The organism is Escherichia sp. 93.0816 (genome assembly GCF_013368855.2).
Classification (GTDB): Bacteria; Pseudomonadota; Gammaproteobacteria; order Enterobacterales; family Enterobacteriaceae; genus Escherichia; species Escherichia ruysiae.
Map to the genome: position 1 here is coordinate 1 of NZ_JABWNC020000019.1, position 22,428 is coordinate 22,428.

Consider the following 22,428-nt stretch of genomic DNA (forward strand, 5'->3'; position numbering starts at 1 on the left):
GTATCCGGCGGATATCCGGAGTCAGAAAATGCTGACGGATGCCCTGACGGACCTGACACAGCCGGGGATGGTACTGAATGCACCGCAAGGCATCAGCATCAGCAGTCCGGAAGGTGTGCGCGTTTCCTCGGGCAGTGCCAGCGTGGGGATAATGTCCCGACAGAATACGGATATCAGTGCACTGAAACGTTTTATGGTGGCAGCGGGTGAAGCCATCAGTATGCTGGCCTGCAAGACGGGGATGAAACTGTTCGCCGCGAAGGGAAAGGTTGAAATCCAGGCGCAGGATGATGCGCTGGATGCGGCAGCGAAAAAAGATGTGACCGTGACCAGTACAGAGGGAGGGGTTGAAATCACCGCCGCGAAAGATGTCGTGCTGAAAAATCTGGACGGGTCGTTCATTCAGTTGCAGGGTAAAAATATTATTCTGGGCTGTGAAGGCAATATTCTGTGGAAATGTGTTAATGCTCAGAAAATGGGGAGTGTAAGCATGAGTAGTGTTATGCCTCAGTTTCCATCTGGATATAGCGGGAAGTTTAAAGCCTCTTCTGATTCTGGGGCACCTGTAGCAGCTGCAGCGTATTTGCTCACATTGAGTAATGGCCAAAAATTATTTGGTAGAACAGACGAGAATGGTGAAACAGTCCCGGTTTATTCATCAAATCCGAATGAGTCCTTTGAATTTGAAATGATCCAAAGTGATTATTGGTACGATAGTGAGAATATTGTAGACAGAATTCATTGTTCAACATTTTCAGATATGTCATTCCATGACGTTGGTTGTCAGTGCATTGATTGTGAGGGAAATAAAAATGAGTAACGTTAATTATAAGTTCAGATTCTTATTATTGATTTGGTTGATCCCGTTTAGTTGTTTTGCTGGTGATGAATGGAGTAACAAAACAGCTCAAATGCAGTGTGGCCCTGCTCTGATAACGGTCAGTGCTCAGTGTCAGGCAGAACCTATCTTTACAGAGGACAACAGATGCAAAAATTATCAACTGGAAATAAAAAATGGTAGGGATAATAAAGTGTTTCATTTGCCATACATTCCAGATGACCAGAAAAAGCTCCTGGAGAAACAGGGCTATACTTTTAACAATGTAGTTGAGCCTGGTGATTGGGCTCCATTTACAATGAGCTGCTATGACAATGAAAGCATCGTTATCGGATATCAGCTTGGTTTGACCGAAGAAGAGACTGTGAATGGCTCATTGGTGTCCACTATTGACGCGCCATTTTTTGATCTTTCAGGGCAGTTTATTACAGGCCGAAAACTTTCTGAGCTCAGAGAACGAGAACTTACAAGGCGAAATGACTATACATTTATCGACTTTATTAGCAGTCCCTGAGGTATGATATGTCTGATTTATATGCGTATTTAAACACCAGCAAAGGAAAAGCATATTTGGATAGTCAGATTAAAGAGAATTCTTTAATATTACGCTACCCATATATTGAAACATCGCGAAAACTAAGGGGGAATAGTCGTATAACAGGTGATGCGGATAAAGAAGTCCAGGATGCAATTATAGATATGATAATTACTATAGCTGTTCGCTATAGATTAAATTATAAAGAGATATCATATATATTATTAACGGCTAAAGTTGAATGTGGATTTAACCCGGATGCGGCAGCAGGGACCACAAGTGCTGCTGGTCTGGCACAAGGAACGGATGGTTTTTTTCAACAAGTATCACTCCACTCTGAAGACATTCTCGGTTTTCAGCTCGTTATTAAAGATACAGATGTCTTTGATGCTGAGAAGGGGTGTTATGCACTAATTTATTCTTTTTTATTTAACAAGTCTAAGGTGATGAAGTACTACACATCAGATCAAAGTGAATACTGGGAATGGCTTTATTTGCTACATCATGATGGTGCTCATAAATTAGATCAATATAATGCGGGTATCGGAAAGAAAAGTAAAGATGGGCAGAAATGGGCTATTTATATAATGGACCATTTATCAGTTGTTGAAGGATTGCTTAAAGATAGTGAGGTCAATACTAAATTTAAGTTGTCAACTGTGGGTAATACACCTTTTAAAAATAAACATTATATTGCTGCAATTTCTCCATTTCCCTGTTCAATATGCCCAAACTTAGTGTCAGACGATGAGAAGTCTCTTGTTTTTATAAAAGGGGTAACTGATGCGGATGGAATGACTGAGTCCGTGAATGCTATAGCAGGTTCAGAAATTGTGTTCACTATCCTTTCAGATAATTATAAACAATTAGCTAAAGTGGCTGGCGTTAAAAATACAAATGAAACGCCTGAAGTTCAAACGTATATCGTTAAAAAAGGTGACACCTTATCTGCAATAGCAAAGTATTGTGGCGTGTCAGTGGAGAAACTGGCAAGGATTAATAAAATTCATAACGTGAACATGTTAAGAGTCGGAGTGAAACTAAAAATTCCAGATGGTGACCATAATCATGGTTATATTAGCAGATATATTACAGAGCAGACCAAAAAAGAGATTATGAGAAGTGTTGGGATAGAGAATGCCAATGTTAAAGCGGCAATTGAATATTCGAGAAGCCATATAGTATTACCAAAGGGAAGCAAGTCAGCAGACGCTGAAAAGAAAAGTAATATAATTCATATTAAAACAACGTCAACGGACAAGTCTGTTGTCAGTAGGATTAAACATGCTCCAGAGAAGCATCAGACTTCTTCCGGAGGGGGAGCAAAAGAAATATCTGTTATTAATGATTTTGAACCAGTGGTTAAATTTAATAAAGACATTTCGGAAAGTCTGAAAAAAATAGTTTCTAAGTATTCTATTGATATTATGAAAGGAATGATGAAGTCCTCTGGTGTACATCTGGTGTATATTACAAGCACGCTGCGAACTCCCGAAAAGCAAGTGGATGCTATGTACAACAATATGCGCGGTAAGGGCATACAATCTCAACTCAACTACTATAAGGCTCCCGGGCGACAGGTTGTACAAGCGGGTATTGATGCCGGAGGTATAGATAGCGATAAATACGATGTAGTTATAAATACTATGGTGGCAAAGGTTAAATCGTTACAAAATGATGGTTTTTTTGTTTCAAATCACTGTGTGTCTCTTGAGTATTACGCACGGCGAAATGTATTTGATATAAGTAAAAAATTACTACTAAAAAGCTTACAGCGTGCTTTTGATAAAGCACTTGAAAAATATGTTAAAGATAACCCAAATAAAATGAAATACATAAGTCCATTCAAATATCATGGTGAACCAGCATTCCATGTGGAGATTATACAATGAAAGCATTTTTAGTGATTTTTCTGTTTATTGTGCCTTTTTGTTCGAGTGCAAATGATCTTTCTTTAGTTCCCGGTGTATACCATCTTGAATGGGCATATGGTCCCAATGACAATTATAAAATTGTACCAGGTGCTGTAGGGGATGTTCATAAAATTGATGGGGCTTTTTACTTAAAAAATATAACTAATTTTCAGTCTAATGATGCAGTTTATATAGTAATAGGTAATGATTCCAGTATTGTTTTTTATGAACACGACGAAACTGAAGGCGGGCCAACTATTGGATGGGCAAATATCCATGCAAATAAAAAAATGTTAATAATTAATAATCCAACCATAAAAGATTTTTACGATACTACTTTTGGTGATAGTGCTTTAACCATAAAATATAAAGTAGGTGTTAAATTTTCTGGAGCTAAATTTAAAAATACTATTGAGATTGTTCCTGTAGAAATGCTAAAAAATGATGCCTTCAAGGTCGATTGTAATGAATATTTCAAATTAAACAAAGGTTATGGCAGTGGAGATGAAAGAAATGATCCCGCGCGTATCTATAGCGGTAGTGTTTTATTAAATTATAACGGGTTGTGTAATTACATAGTAAATAAGCACAACAAGATTGAACTTTTAAATGGGTGGATGCTTTTTAAACGAATTGGTTGATTTGTATTTCATGTGATTATACATCTGTCATTTTATCTGGAGGTTGTTTTATGTTGAGGCTAATGTGCTTTTTGGCACTGTTTATTCCTGTTGCTGCATTCAGTAATACCATCAAGATAAAAGATGGTCTGTATTATGGTTACTGGGTTTATAAAGATAGAGGAGTGTTAAAAGAATACGGGGTATTGGCTGATAACCCCAAAAAAGAAAATGGTGAGTATATTTTGACTCCAACTCCTAAGTATACTGCCGATGATGAGATTTATATGCAAGTTAAAGGTAGTAAATCTGTGGTTTATTATTATCATGCGAATGCTGTTTCTGACTTTAATACAATTGGGTGGGCTGATGTTAAAATTAATTCAAATAACATCTCTATCGGAAAAAATACTATCAGGATGGTAACGGAAGATACAAAAGATCGTGTTGTTGTTGGGGATAAGTTCTCAGGAAAAATAGTGAGATTGGAACGTGATGAAATAGTTCCTTTTAAAGTGATTAATGACGACATTTTTGAAGTTGATTGTAATCAATATTTAAAGGCTAATGGTTATCGGGAGAATGGTATCCCTTCTTATGATGAGCCAGATCCACAAGGGCAGGAGGGGATCGAGGTTGCTTATACAGCTACAGTTTTTGCACATGACGAGCTTGGTATATGTGCTAAATTTCTCGATGATGATGTTGTCCCTGAAATTAAAAATGGATGGATTCAGTTTCGTCGGCTTAATTAATTCACGTGTAACGTGGGTGATAATTATATTGCTTATCGTATAATGCTTATTTCTTGTAGGTGAAAATCCTCCCACGTTTGTTCATTTTTGTGTTGTATTACATGAAGATATGGTGAAGAAAATCATAGCAAAGCTATAGCCGGAGCTATTGTTGATAATCTGGTGTTTGAGTGGAATATGGAAAAATAGAAGGCATCTATCATATATATTACCCTCTTGATAAATGACCAGATCGTTGCGCAATAAGCTTGCGACTGTTTTTATTATGTATTTAATTGGATTTTTAAGGAGATGCCATGAATTCTATTGCTCGTATTATTAATGGCCTGACATCTGTGTTGGGAATACTACTTGGTTTACTTTGCTTTGCTCTCAGCGGAATAGCTTCTTCTTTCTTTCCTGGGATGGCTGGTTTTGCGGCATTGGTCGCCGCACTACCGGTTGTTATCGTTTTTATTTCCGTGGTTGGGTTATATGGTGTAATTAAAAATAACATCAAGGTGCAAATTGCTTTCGATGTATGTTTACTGCCTGCATGGCACGTGGGCACTCTGATTGGTGCAATTTCTCTGCTGTTATTCTTTATCGGAAATAAAAATGCACTCAAGATACTCAGATTAAGGCGAGCTGATCATGTCTAAAGGTGTTGTGTTACTTGGCGATAAAACCACGCATGGTGGTGCAGTGATCTCAGCTTCTTCAACCATGATTGTTAACGGCAAAAATGTTGCACTTATTGGGGACAAAATCAGTTGTCCGATAATAGGGCATGGTATTAACGCCATTATTGAAGGATCGCCTGAATGGTCTTCCGATGGCAAAGCCATTGTTGTCGATGGCTGCCATTGTGTATGTGGCTGTCAGGTTCTCTCCAGTGCCCCGGATTGTGTAACAGGATAAGTAATGAGCTGGGAACGTCAGAAATCAACGGCATCACCCATGCCGGAAGAACCTCCACTGCTCTTATGGCTGGTTATTGGTATTGTGGCTCTCATCACAGGTGTGCTGCTTTTTGTTTTGCACGTGAATGGGCTGGCTGGCCCTCTGCAGCATTTTAATCTTTGGTGTGTGGCTGCCTGCCCTCTGGTGGTCTGGGTTATGTTCATCTGTCTGCGGGGATGGCGATACAATAGCCTGTGTGAAAAGCACCAGTTTGAAAGGGATGAAGCCGAATATGCCCAACAACAGTGGACTGCATGGGCCGGGAGAAATATTGCAGTGTTACACAGCACCGTTATATTTCCTGATGCACTCACGTCACGCCTTTTCATGCAAGCTCCTGCTGAGCTGGAGCAGCACACCTTTCAGGCGCGCCGTCTGTCTCTGCCTGAGGGGAGCGATCTATTTTCTGTCTTTCTCACAGGCGTAAACCATGCGCTGGTGCGGGTTCCGATTGATTTGCCATTTAGCGTGACGCTCCTGACAGATTCATCTGAAGACGAGGATGCCCTGAGGGCTGCGTTTGCGAGAGCATGGCAGCAATATATTGTTCCCCCTCGCCCCACTTCTGTACTGCACATCCTGCATTCAAAGTCTTTTCTTTGGCTGGTTGAGCGCCTGCAGTCTCCGACGGCTGATATTGACCTGATTCTGGTTCAGCAGGCTGAGGGACAGGATAAGTACAGCGATGTTCTGGCCTCGTTGCTGCTGACCTCCGACGATGTTGCGACCAAATACCAGCTTCATCATGGTGCTTGCCTTCTGCGACCCATGTCGCTGGACATTGTGAAAGCAAAAGATGAGCTGGATATCTTTTTTTCTACGCAGACTCAGGCCTGTGCTACCAAAAGTATCGTGGGTGATAAGGCTGTATGGGGGGCTTTGTTTGCCACTTTACTGGACTGCGCAAAAGCATATGGCGATATCTGGAAAGTCGAGCAGACACACTGGCTGGAAAAGTATGCCGGAATCTGCGGACCATTTTCGTCGTGGGTTATGGCTGCTGTGGTCAGCGATATCGTAAATATGCAGCATGTTGATAGCCTGATGCTTTCCTCTGAGGGAGAGCAAAGTTTTATTAATACAGTGACAACAGGGAACCAGATGAAATGAATAGTTCATTTTGGCGTGGGAACTGGGGGAAATTGGGCGCAACCGTGTTCTGGGGGGCTGGAATCGCCTGGCTCATCTGGCATTTTGGGGATGATGTGGGGTTGCATAACACAGGAATGAAATGTCTGGCCTTAGCTGGCGCGATAATTATCCTGATGTTTGTCCTCCATGGTAAAACTGCTGGGCTGCTTGTTCACCAGAGCTGGGCTCGCATCCGGGCAATGTGTAGCAATAAGTTGCCAAAAGGCGAGTCTCGACTTGTTCAAACAGCACCCCACAACGTCACCGTCGACACCATCCGTCTCGCCATGCGTAATCTCTACGGTCGTCGCTGGGGACGTAAAACCCGCATCCTGTTGATAACCGGTACACCCTCAGATGTTGAGCTGCTGACCCCTAAACTGACCGCTCAATTCTGGCAAGAAGATCGTGGCACTCTGCTTTTGTGGGGCGGTGATCTCAATACGCCAGCCGACAATATCTGGTTGACTGCTCTACGCAAACTGCGCCGCCGCCCGGTGGATGGTCTGGTGTGGGTCACCTCGGCTTTCGACCAGCTGTCTGTCCCTGGTCTGGAACAGCCGTTGCCCGTGCCTTCTGAAAGCGCAATGGACTCTCTTTCTCATGCCATAAGCAGCCGCATGGAGGCGCTGGGCTGGAAGATTCCCCTGTATATCTGGTCATTGCATCCGCGAGCGGGTAAGCCTGAAGGACGTGTTGTGCAGGCTGCTGGCTGCCAACTGCCCGCCGGGTGTTGTACCGAAGGGTTAGCTAAACAATTGGCTATCCTGACGCCGGAACTGACTTTACAGGGGCTACAACAGACCTGCGGTGAGGTGAAACATAACTTTTTGCTGAAGCTTGCCGACCAGCTTATCCGTAAACCGGAGAGCGTGACCGCACCGCTGTCGGCGATGCTTAATCCATACCGTCCGCTGCCTCTGGCTGGGCTGGTGTTCAGTCAACCCTCTGCCAGCGGTGAACGTGCCGTGCCGCATCAATGGGGAATGGACAAATGCTGGGATGCTCTGCCTGAATCTGTTCGGATGCTTCCTGCCGCACTGCGTCCCGTCAGGCCGGGCATTCCATGGCAGAAGGTTATAGCGTCTGTTATTGCCCTGGTGATGGTGGGGTGGGGCGGCTGGATGGGTGTCTCCTGGAGGACTAATCGTGGTCAGATTAATACTGCAAATACCCAGGCAGCGATGGCTTCCCGACAAAACCAGCCACTGGAGCAACGCTTGTACGCACTGTTTGAGCTGCAAAAAACGTTGGCTCGTCTGCAATATCGCTCTGAGCATGGTGTGCCCTGGTATGAAAAGGCGGGATTAAGTCAGAACAATGCGTTGCTGACGACACTCTGGCCTCGTTATCAGGAAAGTGCACTGCCGCTGCTGCGGGATGCGGCTGCAGATCATCTACAAAAGCAGGTCAGCGCCTTTAATGCGCTGCCGCCAGGTAGCCCGCTGCGGGAGCAAAGGGCAAAAAGCACCTGGGAACAGCTCAAGCTCTACCTGATGCTGGCGCGTCCTGAGCATATGGACGCCGCCTGGTTCAGATCTGCTTTGCTGAACAACTGGCCGAAACGTCACGGTGTGAAAGACGGTGTCTGGCAAGGAATGGCTCCATCATTGTTGTCGTTCTATGCTGCGCAGTTGGTCACGCATCCTGAGTGGAAGATCCATGCTGATGAAAGCATGGTCAGCCAGGCTCGCTCGCTGTTGGTTCGGTTGATGGGGGTGCGTAACAGTGAGTCGAGCCTCTATCAGAAGATGCTTTCGCAGGTGGCGCACTTGTATGTCGATATGCGCCTGGAGGATATGACCGGTGATACCGATGCTGCCCGCCTGTTCAGTACTACCGAAATTGTGCCGGGGATGTTCACCCGTCAGGCATGGGAGCAGGCGGTACAGCCTGCCATCGAGAAAGTAGTGAAGTCGCGGCGGGACGAGCTCGATTGGGTACTTACGGACAGCAAGCGTCAGGCGAATAAATCGGACGAAACCTCCCCTGAGGCGCTGAAAAATCGCCTGACGGATCGCTATTTCGCAGACTTTGGCGGAGCCTGGCTGGAGTTCCTTAATAGCCTGAGCTGGAACCAGGCCGCTACGCTGTCGGACTCCATTGACCAGTTGACCCTGATGGCTGACGTGCGTCAGTCACCTCTGGTGGCGTTGATGAACACCCTGAACGTGCAGGGGCGCACCGGGCAGACTGGTGAAGCAATTTCAGATTCATTGGTGAAATCAGCCAAAAATCTGCTGGGCGATGCCAACAAGGATGCTATTGACCAGAGCGTAGGTGTACATGGACCGCTGGATGCAACATTCGGCCCGGTGCTGGAGTTGATGGACAAGAACCGCACGGGGGCACAGGAGCAGAGTCTGCAGTCGTACCTGACTCGTGTGACTCAGGTGCGCCTGCGCCTGCAACAGGTGACCAATGCCGCCGATCCGCAGGCGATGACCCAAACGATTGCTCAGACGGTATTCCAGGGCAAAGCTGTAGATCTAACCGATACTCGTGACTACGGTAGCCTGATTGCCGCCGGGCTTGGTCAGGAGTGGAGTGGCTTTGGGCGCGCGGTGTTTGTAAATCCGATGGAGCAGGCCTGGCAGTTGGTTCTGACCCCTGCGGCGGACAGTCTTAATGCCCAGTGGCAGCAAGCGGTGGTTGCCGAGTGGAACTCCGCCTTTGGCGGGCGTTATCCGTTCAACAACGCCAGCAGCGATGTATCTTTGCCGCTGCTTGCCAAATACCTCAATGTCGATTCCGGTCGTATTTCGCAGTTTTTGCAGACACGCCTGAAAGGCGTACTGCACAAGAATGGGAATAACTGGGTGCCGGACAGTATCAATTCGCAAGGGCTGACCTTTAACCCGGCGTTTCTCAACGCTATCAACACATTGAGCTATATCTCGGATGTCGCCTTTACCGAAGGTAATGCCGGGATGAAGTTCGAACTGCGCCCAGGCACTTCTGATGGCGTGATGCAAACCGACATGATTATCGACAGCCAAAAACTGACCTATGTGAACCAGATGCCGGCGTGGAGGAGCTTCACCTGGCCTGCGGACACAGAAGCGCCTGGCGTGAGCCTGAGCTGGATAAGTACCCATGCTGGCACCCGTCAGTATGAGGATATTCCCGGAACGTGGGGCTGGATACGCTTGCTTGATAAGGCTGAGATCAGTGCTTATCCAGGCGTCGGCAGTAGCTATACACTGAGCTGGAAAGCTCAGGATGGACGCCTGCTCAATTATACCTTGCGTTCCGAGGTGGGAGAGGGGCCGCTGGCACTGTTGAAACTGCGTAACTTCCGTCTGCCGGGAACCATCTTCAACACGGTCAGAGTGGCAGCGTCAAACCAGCTTGCCAGCGCGACCAGTAATGCAGAGGCGGTTTATTGATGAGTACGCTGGATACTTTACTTAGAGCTTGCCAGACAGAGCAGGCGATACTGCTTGGCGCTACCGGTGAGCGCGTGGCGCAGTGGAACAACTGGTTGCTGCCGTTATCAGGGACATCATCTGTAGGGGAAGACCCGGGGTATGACGATGACTTCCAGCAAATGCGCGAGGAGGTCAATAAACTCTCCGGGGCTGATACCGAACTCATTTGCCGACTGGCGGAGAAGTTGCTCACCACCACCGCCAAAGATATCCGTGTGGCGACGTATTACTGCTGGGCCAGGCTGCATCGTGAAGGCGAGCAGGGGCTGGCAGAAGGTCTTGAGCTGCTGGCCGGTCTGATAGACCGCTTCGGTACGCAACTGCATCCGCAGCGTGACCGCAGCCGTAAGGCTGCACTGGAGTGGCTGGCTGGTTCACGTATGACTGATTCCCTTTCACTGTATCCAGAAGTGGTCAGGGAAGATGCGTTGCGTACCACCGGCGCGCTGCTTCTGATAGCTCAGCTAACCGAAAACGAATCGGATGAAACCCGTCCTGAACTGAATGCGCTGTACGGCGCACTGGAAAACCGCCTGCAGAAAGCGGGTGGTGTGGATGCGGTTGTACCACAGAACGCCAGCGCCACTGAGATACCGTCCACGGCGAGCCACAGCGATGCTCCGGCTATCGGGCGGATCACTTCCGGCCAGGATTTGCTGGCGCAGGCACGCACACTCAGTGAATACCTGCGAGAACAGCCTGACGGTTGGTTGTCAGCGCACCATCTGATGAAAAGTCTGCGTCACGACACCCTGCGGGCTATTCCGGCTCCGGATGCGCAAGGACGCACACGTATCGAGCCTCCCAGAGCTGACCAGCGAGCACTGCTCAAGCGCCTTTACCTGCAACAAAACTGGGCGGAAATGCTGGAAACGGCAGACAGCACTTTTTCACGAGGTGCCAATCATTTGTGGCTGGATCTGCAGTGGTATATCCATCAGGCACTGACGAAGTCCGGTAAAGACACTCTGGCCGCCATCATCGCCGCTGACCTGAAAGGGCTGCTGAAGCGGTTATCCGGGCTGGAGACGTTGGCGTTCAGTGACGGAACGCCGTTTGCCGATGAAGTAACGCTGAACTGGCTCCAACAGAGTGTGCTGGATACGACGAGCGGATGGAGCAATGACACATCATCAGCCCCGCTAATAGCCAGTAATGATGACATTCTGGCGCTGGAGCCTGAAGCCGTGGCACTGGCTGATAATGAAGGCCCGGATGCTGCATTGGGATGGCTACAGACCCAGCCCGGCATAACGACAGTTCGCCAGAAGTGGCTGTTGCGCCTGCTGATGGGGCGCATTGCTGAACAGTACGGTAAAAATGATCTGGCGGTGCACCTGTTTGCTGAGCTGGGTGAGCGTGCCAGAGAAGTGGTTCTTAGCGACTGGGAGCCTGAACTGTTGTTTGAAGTTCAGGCGCGCCATCTGAAACTCCTGCGGCTGAAAGCCGGTCGCAGTGAGGCGGACAAGGTTCGGCTCGGGCCAGCCATGGAAAAATTGCTCGGCGGGCTGATTCAACTCGATCCGGCGCGGGCCGCAGTGTTGTGTGGTTAGAGAATGTTATTAACTGGATAAAAATTTATTTATCAGGAGGATGAACAGGAATGGCTCATAAAAAATAAGACACATTACGGATGTTAATTTTGGGTGAGAATTTCACTGGCCAGTGCAATATTTATGTCAATCACCCCATATAACAAAATATGAGATCATTGCGGCAGTTGTCTTCCCTTTAATTTACAGGGCGCATAAAAATTTCTGGTTTATACATCTTTTATTGATATCTGTTTATTCATCCTTACGGGGTGTCCTGGTTCTGGAGATGGAATCATGCCAGAAGAGGAGGTTAAGTTAGTTCATCTGATGGAATTGTCTGTTTTTGTGCTCTCAATACTGAAGGTTATCGATTGTCAGATATCGTTATTTATCCCAGAAATATGCCAGGTAGTCGGCGGAAATATATATTTTGATCTGGCTTCAAGGTAATGGGTGTGGAATTGTTTTCAGAAAAATATCTGCCGGATTTGAAATTTCAAATGAGAAGGTAAAACCCATTTCTCTCACTCCCCTCGACGTAGTGAGATAGCTTTCCCTTTTAGGGAAAAGAACATTCTTTTCTATATTTTGAGTAATTCTTTTATGAAAGATCTAACACTACGCTATTTCGATGCGGAAATGCGCTACCTTCGTGAGGCGGCGAAAGAGTTCGCCCAAACCCATCCGGATCGGGCCGCGATGTTGGACATGGATAAAGCCGGTACACCAGACCCGTATGTCGAACGCCTGTTTGAAGGCTTTGCCTTTTCGATGGGGCGGCTGCGTGAAAAAATTGACGACGACCTGCCGGAGCTTACCGAAGGGCTGGTCAGTATGCTCTGGCCACACTATCTGCGCACTATTCCTTCACTTTCAGTCGTGGCACTCACCCCGGCGCTACACGCCATGAAAATGGCGGAAGTGGTGCCTGCGGGTCTTGAAGTGTATTCCCGACCAATAGGACCGAAGAACACCGTTTGTCGTTACCGTACCACGCAGGATGTGATGCTCAATCCCCTCAGTGTTTCGGGCATCACTATGACCACCGAACCTGACGGTCGCTCGCTGCTACGGATACGCTTTGCCTGCAGCAGTCAGGCGGACTGGTCGAATGCTGATCTTAGTTGCCTGAGCCTGTATCTTGGGGCTGATGCTCCGGTCAGTAGCCAGTTGCATCTGATGCTAACGAAACGCCAGTCGGCGTTGTATATGCGCCTGCCCGGTCAGACTGATCGTATCCGCCTTGACGGGTATTTCTCGCCGGGCGGGTTTGCCGAAGAAGACCGCCTGTGGCCGAAAGGCGATAGTGCTTTCAGCGGCTATCAGTTGCTGCTGGAATACTTTACCTTCCGGGACAAGTTTATGTTCGTCCATCTCAACGGCCTGGAGGGGATCACACCTCCTGCCGGGGCGGAGTATTTCGACATTGAAGTGGTGCTCAGTACACCGTGGCCGCCTGATCTGCCAGTCACCGATGATGCCATTCGCCTCCACTGCGTACCGGTGATTAACCTGTTCACCCTGGAGGCTGATCCGCTCATCATCACCGGACTTGAAAGTGAATATCTGCTGCGTCCTAAACGGCTGCAGGACGGGCATACCGAGATTTATGCTGTGGATTCGGTTACCGGTTCAAACCGAACCAATGACGCAGAGTATGTTCCGTTCAGCAGCTTCCGCCACAAAGGGGGGATGATGCGTCGCCATGCGCCTCCGCGCTATTACCATACGCGCGTTAAGCGCAGCGTGACCGGACTGTATGACACCTGGTTAATTCTTGGGGGGCATCAGTGGGAAGATGATCGACTTGTCGAGCGTGAAGTTGTGTCGCTGCAAATCACCGGCACGAACGGTCAACTGCCGCGCCGGGCGCTGCAGAGTACACTGCTTGACCGCTGTGAGCAGGTCGTGGATACGCAGCTTTCAGTGCGCAACCTTTGCAAGCCAACGCTGCCGGTTTACCCGCCTGCTGAAGACCGTTTCCACTGGCGAGTACTGAGCCACCTGGGAGCCGGGTTCCTCAACATGATGAGTACCGCAGAAGTGCTGCGTGGAACGCTTGCGCTGTACAACTGGCAAGACGATGAGCTGAATATCCGGCGTCTGGAGGCGATTCAGCATGTGGCTCATCATCGTCTGCAGCGGTTCGAACAGGGCTTCCTGTTACGAGGGCTAGATATTGAAGTGACGCTCGACAACAACGGGTTTACGGGCGAGGGCGATATTCATTTGTTTGGTGAGATGCTTAACCGTTTCTTTGCGCTCTATGCCGATATGAACCAATTTAACCAGCTTACCCTCATTATCCAGCCAGAAGGAAAATGCATCCGGTGGAAAGAGAACCACAGCCAGCGCCTGCCCGGTTAATCGCACAGTGGAGTGACCGGCTGCCGTATATGAATTTTTACCGCTTCTGCCAGTTGCTGGAGCAAAGCCAACCGGATCAACCGGTCACCGGTAGTACCTGGCAGGTACGGTATGAACCGGTGCGCTTTCGCCCGCATCCGGGGATGGGGTTTCCGGCCTCTGAAATCAAAGGCGTGGAATTACCTGAGTATCCGCACTTACCCCCAACGGTACGCATTACATTTATGGGGCTCTACGGCGTGGAATCTCCATTGCCGACGCACTATATCGATGACATCACCCAGCGCCGCGAAGGGTACGAAGCCACCAGCGATTTCCTCGATATCTTCAACCATCGGCTGATTGCCCAATACTACCGCATCTGGCGTAAATACTCGTACCCGGCCACGTTTGAAGAAGGTGGTAAGGACAAAATCTCGCAGTATCTGCTGGGGTTGGCTGGGCTTGGGATTGACGGTTGCACCGACAGTATCGCCGCTCCCGCCTCACGCTTTCTGGCGCTGTTGCCGGTGATGTTGCTGCCGGGGCGTACTGCGGAAGGTATGGCCTCTCTGGTGCGTTTGTTGGCACCCAATACACAGGCGAAAATCTGGCATCACGACAAACACCGGGTGCCACTGAAAAAAACGCTGACCATGAGCGTGAGTAATCCCTCCACTCTGATAAATCGCCCAGTGATGGGCAACTATGCCACTGACGTTAACAGCCGGGTGTTGATGCGCCTTACCACGATGGACCCGGCTGAAGTGCAGGGCTGGTTACCCGGTAGTGAGCTTCATACAGATTTAATGGCTCTGTTGCATGTCTATCTTGGCTCACGCCTTGATGTTCGCCTGCAGTTGTGTGTCAACCGTAGCCTGCTACCGGATGCCACAATGAACAGCAATCCTACAGTCGGTGCAGTGCAATTAGGGCGTACAGCCGTAATGCGTCCACTGAGTGTGGCGGACACAGCTACATACAGCAAAACAATAACCATCAATCTTGGCCGCTATGAGCGGGTACAGGAAAATATTCACCGCAGGGAGACCGATGAAGATGGCGATTATCGCTGGTAAATTTCCCCTGGTTGCGCTGACTACGGGCATCACACTGATGCTGGCTGGGTGTGGCCTGACCCAGAGCATTACGGACGGCACTGTCGCCGTGACAAAAGCGATTTTTTATAAACAGGTGAAAACCCTGCATCTGGATATTCGGGCACGCGAGGCGCTGAACCTCAATGCCAGTGAAGTGGCGCTGTCTATAGTGGTGCGCATTTACCAGCTCAAGGATCGCAAAACCTTCGATAGCACGGATTATCCTTCGCTGTTTAAGTCTGACAGTCAGGCTGTTAAGGCTGACCTGGTGGCGGAGAAAGATATCCGCCTGCAGCCGGGTGGGGCAGTGATGGTTGATATGCCGATGGAGGAAAGTGCGCAGTATGTGGCGGTGGCGGGCATGTTTATGTCGCCGGATCAGGTGAGTAACAGCTGGCGGGTGGTGTTAAGCCGTGACGATCTTGACCCGGATAAAGCCCGAATCATTGAAGCAGGAAGCAACCAACTGACTCTGAAGGCGCTGAAAGATGAATGACACTCCCCATCCGTCATTGTATGAGATCCTGTTTGGGAATTTTACCGGAGGGCTGGATCTGCATCAGGTTAGCGAGCAGAACCAGACGATCCTCTCAGTGCTGGACAATATGCAGCGCATTCTTAACTGTCGTGCCGGTACGCTGGCGCATTTACCTGACTATGGTCTGCCGGATATGACCAAAATCCTTCAGGGGATGCCGGGTATGGCGCATGAGCTTATGGGGGCATTATCTGCTGTACTGCTCAAATATGAGCCACGCCTGCAAAAAATAACCGTTGTTTTGCTGGAACAAGAGGTTCCCGGTGAGCTGCGCTATGCCATTGATGCTGAACTTAAAGGTATTGGCCTGGTACGTTATAGCACCGAATTTGTACCCGAAGGTCGGGTTCTGTTGAGGCATTTGAAGCAACAACAGTATCTCGACACGACAACTCGTATGTAATGTTTCTTCCTTAATTCGGCAACGCTCTGAATATGCCGCAGAAACGATAGTCTTCTATAACCGCAAGCACGTCAGATGGACAACAGGTCATGAATGACATAACCCCACGTAAAATCAAAACCGGCGGTGACCCGCGCACGCTACCGGATTATGCCGCCCTGCGCGATGAACTGAATAAGCTTACACATCCGGCGCGTCCGGATGTGAACTGGCATTATGTCGAGAAACTTTGTCTCTCACTGTTTGATCAAAATGGTGTAGAGCTGCAGACGGCAGCCTGGTATACGCTGGCTCGTACGCAACTGGCTGGATTATTCGGTCTCAATGAAGGTCTGGCAATACTGGAGGCTCTGATAAGTCATGAGTGGGGCGTGCTCTGGCCGCAGCCTGTTCACGTTCGAATGGAGATCCTGAGTAATCTGAGTCAGCGTTTGCAGCAACGTATACGCTCGCTGCCGCTGATATACAGCGACCTTGGTCAGTTGTATCGGGCAGAACAACTGCTTACCCGTCTGGGGGAAGTATTACAGCGTCTGGAGCTTAGGCATCTCAGCCAACTGGATACTTTGCGTGCCCTGATACACAACAACGCTGTCAGCCTGGAAAGCAGCGACGGTACAACCAGCACAGGGACGACAATTCAGTCTGGTATCGTGTCGCCTGCCACAGTAATAAATAGAACCGATATATCAATAGGTTCCCATGCTGAAAGTCTGTTTGAAGATCCCCGAAGGCCAGGCGGTACGGTGAAGTGGGTATATGTTACACAACCGAACGTAGAGGTACTTCCGTCAATACCCGCGCCAGTAAAAAGGTGGAAATCTTTTGTTGCTGGGATGTGTTCCATGCTGATGATAAGTGCAGCAATGGTATGGGGCTGGCAATATTTTCACCGGTCGGATCCATTACAAGCCCAGCTTACTGCCTCTTTAACTCCATTACCCGCAATACTCACGCCTGAACAACTGGATATATTGCGGCAGCAATCTCCCTTGCCACAAACTTTAATAACGCAAACACAGCAGCAACTTGCACTTCTGGACAAGCTACCACCGGACTGGCGCATTACCCGAGGATGGCAGCTTGTCGAACAAGCCCGGGCGATTTGGCCGGAGCGGGCAAAACCTCTGATGCAACAGTGGCAGCAACAACTTAATGTTGCCGCATTGCCGACAGGAAACCTGAATGGCTGGCATCAGGGAATGATGACGCTACAGAAACTGAGTGAACGACTGAACGGGCTGGATGAGCATAAGGGGAAATATATGACGGTCAGTGAACTGAAATCAGTTGTGTATTCCGCTATGCAGCTATTTAACCAATCCATACCGGCTGAAGAACAACTGCGGATACTGGCGCAATCGCCGGTAGGGCAGCCACTCCCTCCTGCCGCAGGGGCTCAGGCAGAGATGCGCCTGAAACAACTTATCGCCAGGTATGCCGACATTAAACAGAATGCTTCGAAGCTAAAAGGTATGAATGATTATGAATGATCTGTAACAACGACCAGAAATTTATCGTAGCCAGAAAAAGAAAAAGCCCCGCTTTTCAGCGAGGCCTTATGAATAGTGGTGCCCGGACTCGGAATCGAACCAAGGACACGGGGATTTTCAATCCCCTGCTCTACCGACTGAGCTATCCGGGCAACGGGGCGCATTAAACCTGATTCGCCTCGTCTCGTCAATCAAATTTCTTCAAATTACTGCAGACTGCACAATCTATCATCACTTTGCCGCTATTGCACACATTTCAGGAAAACCAGGCGGTCCAGGCGGCGGAAAGTGGCATTGCCAGAAGCAGTGCTGGAAGCATGTTGACCACCGGGAACATTTTAATTCCACAGATGCGCAAACCGGTCGCCAGAAGCAATAATCCTCCCACGGCGCTAAAGTCCGCCATCATCGCCGGCGTAGTTAGCGGTAATATCAGCGCGGCTCCCCAGGCCAGCGTTAACTGGATGATGAGCAATGGAATGCTAATTACTGATACCGCAATCCCCAGAGAGCAGGCGAAGATCATCGCCGTAAAGAAATCAAGAAATGACTTGGCGATTAAAATACTCGGATCGCCGGTCATTCCTTCATTCATCGCGCCGAAGATCCCTGTACCGCTGGCACAAAACAGGACAATAATCGCGACAAAATTTTGAATAAAAGATTCATGCGCTGGCTTCTTGCGCGAGTGGCGAAACAGATTCTGCGCTCTGGCAACCGCAGTATTGACTCCTTTCTCCAGCAAACATATTTCGCCGATTAGAGCGCCAAGTAGCGTTGCTAAAACCATCGCCGGAAGGTTGGCGCATTTCACCACCAGTAAAATACCAATCCCCAGCGATGCCAGACCAAAAATCGATGTCATTGAGACGCGGATACGTTCCGGTAAACGTTGGCTAAGCAGTGCGCCGAGAACGCCACCCAGTAATACTGCACTAGCGTTGATAAAAGGGCCGATGACCACAAGAGTTCCTGTTAACTGTATTGTTTGATTTTTTTATTATGAACTTTTTGCCCTGTTTATGGCTTGTCTGGCCGCAAAGTCCTGGCTTGCACGCTTTAGCGAAAGGTGCCATTATTGCGCGAATTTTCTCCTCTCTGTACGGAGTTTGCCTGATGCATGCCACCTCCTTACATTCTCTCGCTTCTCGCCGTTTTGCGCGAAAATCTTCCCTTTCCATGTTACTGCTCATGCGGTGAAGTTAACGCACGCTTACTGCAGGACAACAGTAAAATCAGAGCGTTTCTGCTTTTACTGATGTCTGGCGGTCGGAGCTGGTGACCAGTTTGACCCACATCTCATGGGGCAAGGTTTTTCATCTTGTCCGATATTCTTACCTCCCCGAAACGGGTTTGCGCTTATGAAATCAATGAGTATTGCCGCCAGTTATGAACTGGTTTCCCGACTTTCTACCCATCGTCGCGTGGTGGCGCTGGAAGATACTGATTTTACGGACGTCGCGGCAGTCGTCATTACCGCTGCGGATAGTCGTAGTGGCATTCTTGCGTTACTTAAGCGAACCGGGTTTCATCTACCGGTGTTTTTGTATTCTGAAGATGCTGTTGAAGTGCCTGCGGGCATTACGGCGATTATCAACGGTAACGAGCAGCAGTGGCTGGAGCTGGAGTCTGCTGCTTGTCAGTATGAAGAGAATTTGCTGCCACCGTTTTATGACACGTTGACGCAGTACGTTGAGATGGGCAACAGCACCTTTGCTTGTCCTGGGCATCAACATGGCGCGTTCTTTAAGAAGCATCCAGCCGGACGCCATTTTTACGATTTCTTCGGTGAGAACGTCTTTCGCGCCGATATGTGTAATGCCGATGTGAAACTGGGCGATCTGCTTATCCATGAAGGCTCGGCGAAAGATGCGCAGAAATTCGCAGCCAAAGTTTTTCATGCCGATAAAACCTATTTTGTTCTTAACGGTACTTCAGCAGCGAATAAGGTCGTGACCAATGCGTTGCTAACGCGGGGTGATCTGGTGCTGTTCGATCGCAATAATCATAAGTCGAACCATCACGGCGCGTTGATTCAGGCCGGTGCGACGCCGGTGTATCTGGAGGCCGCGCGTAACCCGTTCGGTTTTATCGGCGGTATTGATGCGCGCTGTTTTAATGAAGATTATTTACGCGAGCAAATTCGCGACGTCGCGCCAGAAAAAGCTGAACAATCGCGCCCGTTTCGCCTGGCGATCATTCAATTAGGAACCTATGACGGCACTGTCTATAACGCCCGTCAGGTGATCGATACCATTGGGCATCTGTGCGATTACATTCTGTTTGATTCCGCATGGGTCGGTTATGAACAGTTTATCCCGATGATGGCGGATAGCTCGCCGCTGCTGTTAGAACTTAACGAAAACGATCCGGGGATCTTTGTTACCCAGTCAGTGCATAAACAGCAGGCGGGATTCTCGCAGACGTCGCAGATCCATAAAAAAGATAACCATATTCGCGGGCAGGCGCGTTTTTGCCCGCATAAGCGGTTGAATAATGCCTTTATGCTCCATGCTTCCACCAGCCCGTTCTATCCGCTATTTGCCGCGCTGGACGTCAATGCCAAAATCCATGAAGGGGAGAGTGGTCGTCGGCTGTGGGCTGAGTGCGTTGAGATGGGGATTGAAGCGCGCAAGGCGATTCTTGCACGCTGTAAGCTGTTCCGTCCGTTTATCCCACCCGTTGTCGATGGCAAATTGTGGCAGGAGTATCCGACGTCAGCGTTGGCCAGTGACCGCCGTTTCTTCAGCTTTGAACCAGGAGCAAGGTGGCATGGCTTTGAGGGATATGCCGCAGACCAGTATTTTGTTGATCCGTGCAAGCTGTTACTGACTACGCCTGGTATCGATGCCGAAACCGGTGAATATAGCGATTTTGGCGTACCGGCGACGATTCTGGCGCATTATCTGCGTGAGAACGGCATCGTACCGGAAAAGTGCGACCTCAACTCCATTTTGTTCTTATTAACACCGGCGGAAAGTCACGAGAAGCTGGCACAACTGGTGTCGATGCTGGTGCAGTTTGAACAGCATATTGAGGGGGATTCGCCGCTGGCAGAGGTGCTGCCGAGTGTTTATAACAAATATCCGGTGCGCTACCGTGACTACACTTTGCGCCAGTTGTGTCAGGAGATGCACGATTTGTATGTCAGCTTCGACGTCAAAGACCTGCAAAAAGCGATGTTCCGCCAGCAGAGCTTCCCGTCAGTGGTGATGAATCCACAGGATGCGCATAGCGCCTATATTCGCGGCGAAGTGGAGTTGGTGCGGATTCGTGATGCCGAAGGGCGAATTGCGGCTGAAGGGGCGCTGCCGTATCCGCCGGGGGTGCTTTGCGTAGTGCCGGGGGAAGTCTGGGGAGGCGCGGTACAGCGTTATTTCCTCGCACTGGAAGAAGGCGTGAATTTGCTGCCGGGGTTTTCGCCGGAGCTACAAGGTGTCTATAGCGAAACTGATGCGGACGGCATGAAACGGTTGTACGGTTATGTATTGAAGTGAGAATAAAAAAACGGGTCACCTTCTGGCGACCCGTTTCTCTTTGCGTAATTAGTGGCTAACAGTCTGTGTGCCCGCAGGGACACGAACGTGTTTGTATTTAAACATCGCCATGAATGCGAAGGCCAGAACCACGGAGTAACCTGCGAAAATCAGCCATACGGTCTGCCAGTCGGTAATGCCGTTTTGGGTGTACATCTCAACCACTTTACCGCTCACAATACCGCCTAGGATACAGCCGAAGCCGTTGGTCATCATCAGGAACATCCCCTGCGCACTGGCGCGAATTGCCGGGCTAACTTCTTTTTCAACAAACACCGAACCAGAGATGTTGAAGAAGTCGAATGCGCAACCGTAGACAATCATTGACAGCACCAGCAGTACAGTACCGAACGGAGTCGGGTCGCCATAAGCAAACAGCGCAAAACGCAGGATCCACGCCACAATACTGATCATCATTACGTTCTTAATACCGTAGCGGCTTAAGAAGAACGGGATGGTCAGAATGAACAGAGTTTCAGAGATCTGCGAAATCGACATGATGATTGACGCATGTTGCACGATGAAGCTGCTGGCAAACATCGGGTCTTTGTCGAAGCTGTGCAGGAAGGTATTACCGAACATGTTGGTAATCTGCAGTTCCGCACCCAGCAACATCGAGAAGATGAAGAAAATCGCCATACGCTTGTTTTTAAACAACGCGAACGCATCAAGCCCCAGCAAAGTCGTCCAGCTCTGATTCGCTTGCTGTTTAGCAACCGGAATATGCGGCAGCGTAAAGGTAAACAGCACCAGAACGGCGGAGAGAGCTGCGCCAATATACAGCTGCATGTGGCTTAATTCGAAGCCAGACAGGCTCACCACCCACATCGCCATAATAAAGCCGATGGTGCCCCAGATACGGATTGGCGGGAAATCCGTCACAATATCCAGCCCGGCATTTTGCAGGCGATAGTAGGAAATTGTGTTGATTAACCCAAGCGTTGGCATATAAGCAAACGAGTTAATCAATATCACAAGGAACATCGCCTCCGGCGTGGTGACTTTCGCCGCCATGAAGAGAGTGATCGCACCAATAGTGTGACAAATGGCGTAAACCCATTTCGCACTTAACCATTTGTCGGCCACAATCCCCAGCAACGCAGGCATAAAGACAGCGGCGATACCCAATGAACTATAAACTGCGCCGATAGAAGCACCGTCGAACTTCAGGGTAACAAACATATATGAGCCGAGGGTAGTCAGCCAACTTCCCCACAGGCAGAACTGCAGAAAAGAGAGAATTTTCAGCTGCAGCTTAAGATTCATGTTAATTTCCTCACATCATGATGCGGATGAGTGTTTCAAAAAGCAC

At 49.0% G+C, this 22,428-nt stretch carries 19 protein-coding genes and 1 tRNA gene; 17 read left to right on the forward strand and 3 right to left on the reverse strand.

Features of this window, described 5'->3' with window-relative positions:
• The 15 genes from HEM79_RS17085 to HEM79_RS17155 all read left to right on the forward strand — a co-directional run.
• A partial coding sequence (locus HEM79_RS17085) for a DUF2345 domain-containing protein (RefSeq protein ID WP_183082707.1) occupies positions 1 to 820 on the forward strand: 820 nt, incomplete at its 5' end.
• Positions 813 to 1,352: a hypothetical protein gene (locus HEM79_RS17090; protein ID WP_176242707.1), complete on the forward strand. Its 540-nt coding sequence runs from the start codon at positions 813 to 815 to the stop codon at positions 1,350 to 1,352. The genes HEM79_RS17085 and HEM79_RS17090, both read left to right, overlap by 8 nt.
• 8 nt (positions 1,353 to 1,360) lie before the next feature.
• Positions 1,361 to 3,265 carry a LysM peptidoglycan-binding domain-containing protein gene (locus HEM79_RS17095; RefSeq protein ID WP_176242705.1) on the forward strand — a complete coding sequence of 635 codons (1,905 nt, stop codon included), beginning with the start codon at positions 1,361 to 1,363 and terminating at the stop codon, positions 3,263 to 3,265.
• The gene (locus tag HEM79_RS17100; RefSeq protein WP_176242703.1) at positions 3,262 to 3,927 is read left to right on the forward strand and encodes a hypothetical protein; all 666 of its coding nucleotides are present in this window, start codon (positions 3,262 to 3,264) and stop codon (positions 3,925 to 3,927) included. Before HEM79_RS17095 ends, HEM79_RS17100 begins: the two co-directional genes overlap by 4 nt.
• Before the next feature lie 50 nt (positions 3,928 to 3,977).
• Complete coding sequence (locus tag HEM79_RS17105; RefSeq protein WP_176242702.1) at positions 3,978 to 4,661, forward strand: hypothetical protein; 684 nt, start codon at positions 3,978 to 3,980, stop codon at positions 4,659 to 4,661.
• A 296-nt stretch (positions 4,662 to 4,957) separates the two neighbouring features.
• Positions 4,958 to 5,302 (forward strand): hypothetical protein, encoded by a 345-nt coding sequence (locus tag HEM79_RS17110; RefSeq protein WP_001084300.1) that lies wholly within the window; start codon positions 4,958 to 4,960, stop codon positions 5,300 to 5,302.
• The gene (locus tag HEM79_RS17115; RefSeq protein WP_024195154.1) at positions 5,295 to 5,561 is read left to right on the forward strand and encodes a PAAR domain-containing protein; all 267 of its coding nucleotides are present in this window, start codon (positions 5,295 to 5,297) and stop codon (positions 5,559 to 5,561) included. The genes HEM79_RS17110 and HEM79_RS17115 overlap by 8 nt, the downstream gene beginning before the upstream one ends.
• 3 nt (positions 5,562 to 5,564) lie before the next feature.
• Positions 5,565 to 6,713 (forward strand): hypothetical protein, encoded by a 1,149-nt coding sequence (locus tag HEM79_RS17120; protein ID WP_176242701.1) that lies wholly within the window; start codon positions 5,565 to 5,567, stop codon positions 6,711 to 6,713.
• A complete protein-coding gene (locus tag HEM79_RS17125) occupies positions 6,710 to 10,123 on the forward strand; it encodes an ImcF-related family protein (protein ID WP_176242700.1) in 3,414 nt (1,137 codons plus the stop codon). Before HEM79_RS17120 ends, HEM79_RS17125 begins: the two co-directional genes overlap by 4 nt.
• The gene (tssA, locus tag HEM79_RS17130) at positions 10,123 to 11,718 is read left to right on the forward strand and encodes a type VI secretion system protein TssA (protein ID WP_021551366.1); all 1,596 of its coding nucleotides are present in this window, start codon (positions 10,123 to 10,125) and stop codon (positions 11,716 to 11,718) included. The genes HEM79_RS17125 and tssA overlap by 1 nt, the downstream gene beginning before the upstream one ends.
• 585 nt (positions 11,719 to 12,303) lie before the next feature.
• The gene (tssF, locus tag HEM79_RS17135; protein ID WP_176242699.1) at positions 12,304 to 14,067 is read left to right on the forward strand and encodes a type VI secretion system baseplate subunit TssF; all 1,764 of its coding nucleotides are present in this window, start codon (positions 12,304 to 12,306) and stop codon (positions 14,065 to 14,067) included.
• Positions 14,022 to 15,125: a type VI secretion system baseplate subunit TssG gene (tssG, locus tag HEM79_RS17140; protein ID WP_176242697.1), complete on the forward strand. Its 1,104-nt coding sequence runs from the start codon at positions 14,022 to 14,024 to the stop codon at positions 15,123 to 15,125. Before tssF ends, tssG begins: the two co-directional genes overlap by 46 nt.
• Positions 15,106 to 15,642 (forward strand): type VI secretion system lipoprotein TssJ, encoded by a 537-nt coding sequence (gene tssJ / locus HEM79_RS17145; RefSeq protein ID WP_176242696.1) that lies wholly within the window; start codon positions 15,106 to 15,108, stop codon positions 15,640 to 15,642. The genes tssG and tssJ overlap by 20 nt, the downstream gene beginning before the upstream one ends.
• Positions 15,635 to 16,087, forward strand: coding sequence for a type VI secretion system baseplate subunit TssE (tssE, locus tag HEM79_RS17150; RefSeq protein WP_001000322.1), 453 nt, complete (start codon positions 15,635 to 15,637; stop codon positions 16,085 to 16,087). Before tssJ ends, tssE begins: the two co-directional genes overlap by 8 nt.
• A gap of 89 nt (positions 16,088 to 16,176) precedes the next feature.
• Positions 16,177 to 17,580, forward strand: coding sequence for a VasL domain-containing protein (locus tag HEM79_RS17155; protein WP_176242695.1), 1,404 nt, complete (start codon positions 16,177 to 16,179; stop codon positions 17,578 to 17,580).
• A 76-nt stretch (positions 17,581 to 17,656) separates the two neighbouring features.
• Here HEM79_RS17155 and HEM79_RS17160 read toward each other — a convergent pair.
• Positions 17,657 to 17,732, reverse strand: a tRNA-Phe gene (locus tag HEM79_RS17160).
• Between the two features lie 104 nt (positions 17,733 to 17,836).
• Positions 17,837 to 18,544: a DUF554 domain-containing protein gene (locus tag HEM79_RS17165; RefSeq protein WP_000234520.1), complete on the reverse strand. Its 708-nt coding sequence runs from the start codon at positions 18,542 to 18,544 to the stop codon at positions 17,837 to 17,839.
• 152 nt (positions 18,545 to 18,696) lie between these two features.
• On the opposite strand from HEM79_RS17165, the gene HEM79_RS22715 reads away from it, so the two are divergent.
• On the forward strand, positions 18,697 to 18,780 hold the full coding sequence (locus HEM79_RS22715; RefSeq protein WP_219906480.1) for a hypothetical protein: 84 nt from the start codon (positions 18,697 to 18,699) through the stop codon (positions 18,778 to 18,780).
• Positions 18,781 to 18,941: 161 nt separating this feature from the next.
• A complete protein-coding gene (speC, locus tag HEM79_RS17170) occupies positions 18,942 to 21,077 on the forward strand; it encodes an ornithine decarboxylase (RefSeq protein WP_176242694.1) in 2,136 nt (711 codons plus the stop codon).
• A gap of 48 nt (positions 21,078 to 21,125) precedes the next feature.
• Here speC and nupG read toward each other — a convergent pair whose 3' ends face one another.
• A complete protein-coding gene (gene nupG / locus HEM79_RS17175; protein ID WP_001049785.1) occupies positions 21,126 to 22,382 on the reverse strand; it encodes a nucleoside permease NupG in 1,257 nt (418 codons plus the stop codon).
• Positions 22,383 to 22,428 lie beyond the last annotated feature (46 nt).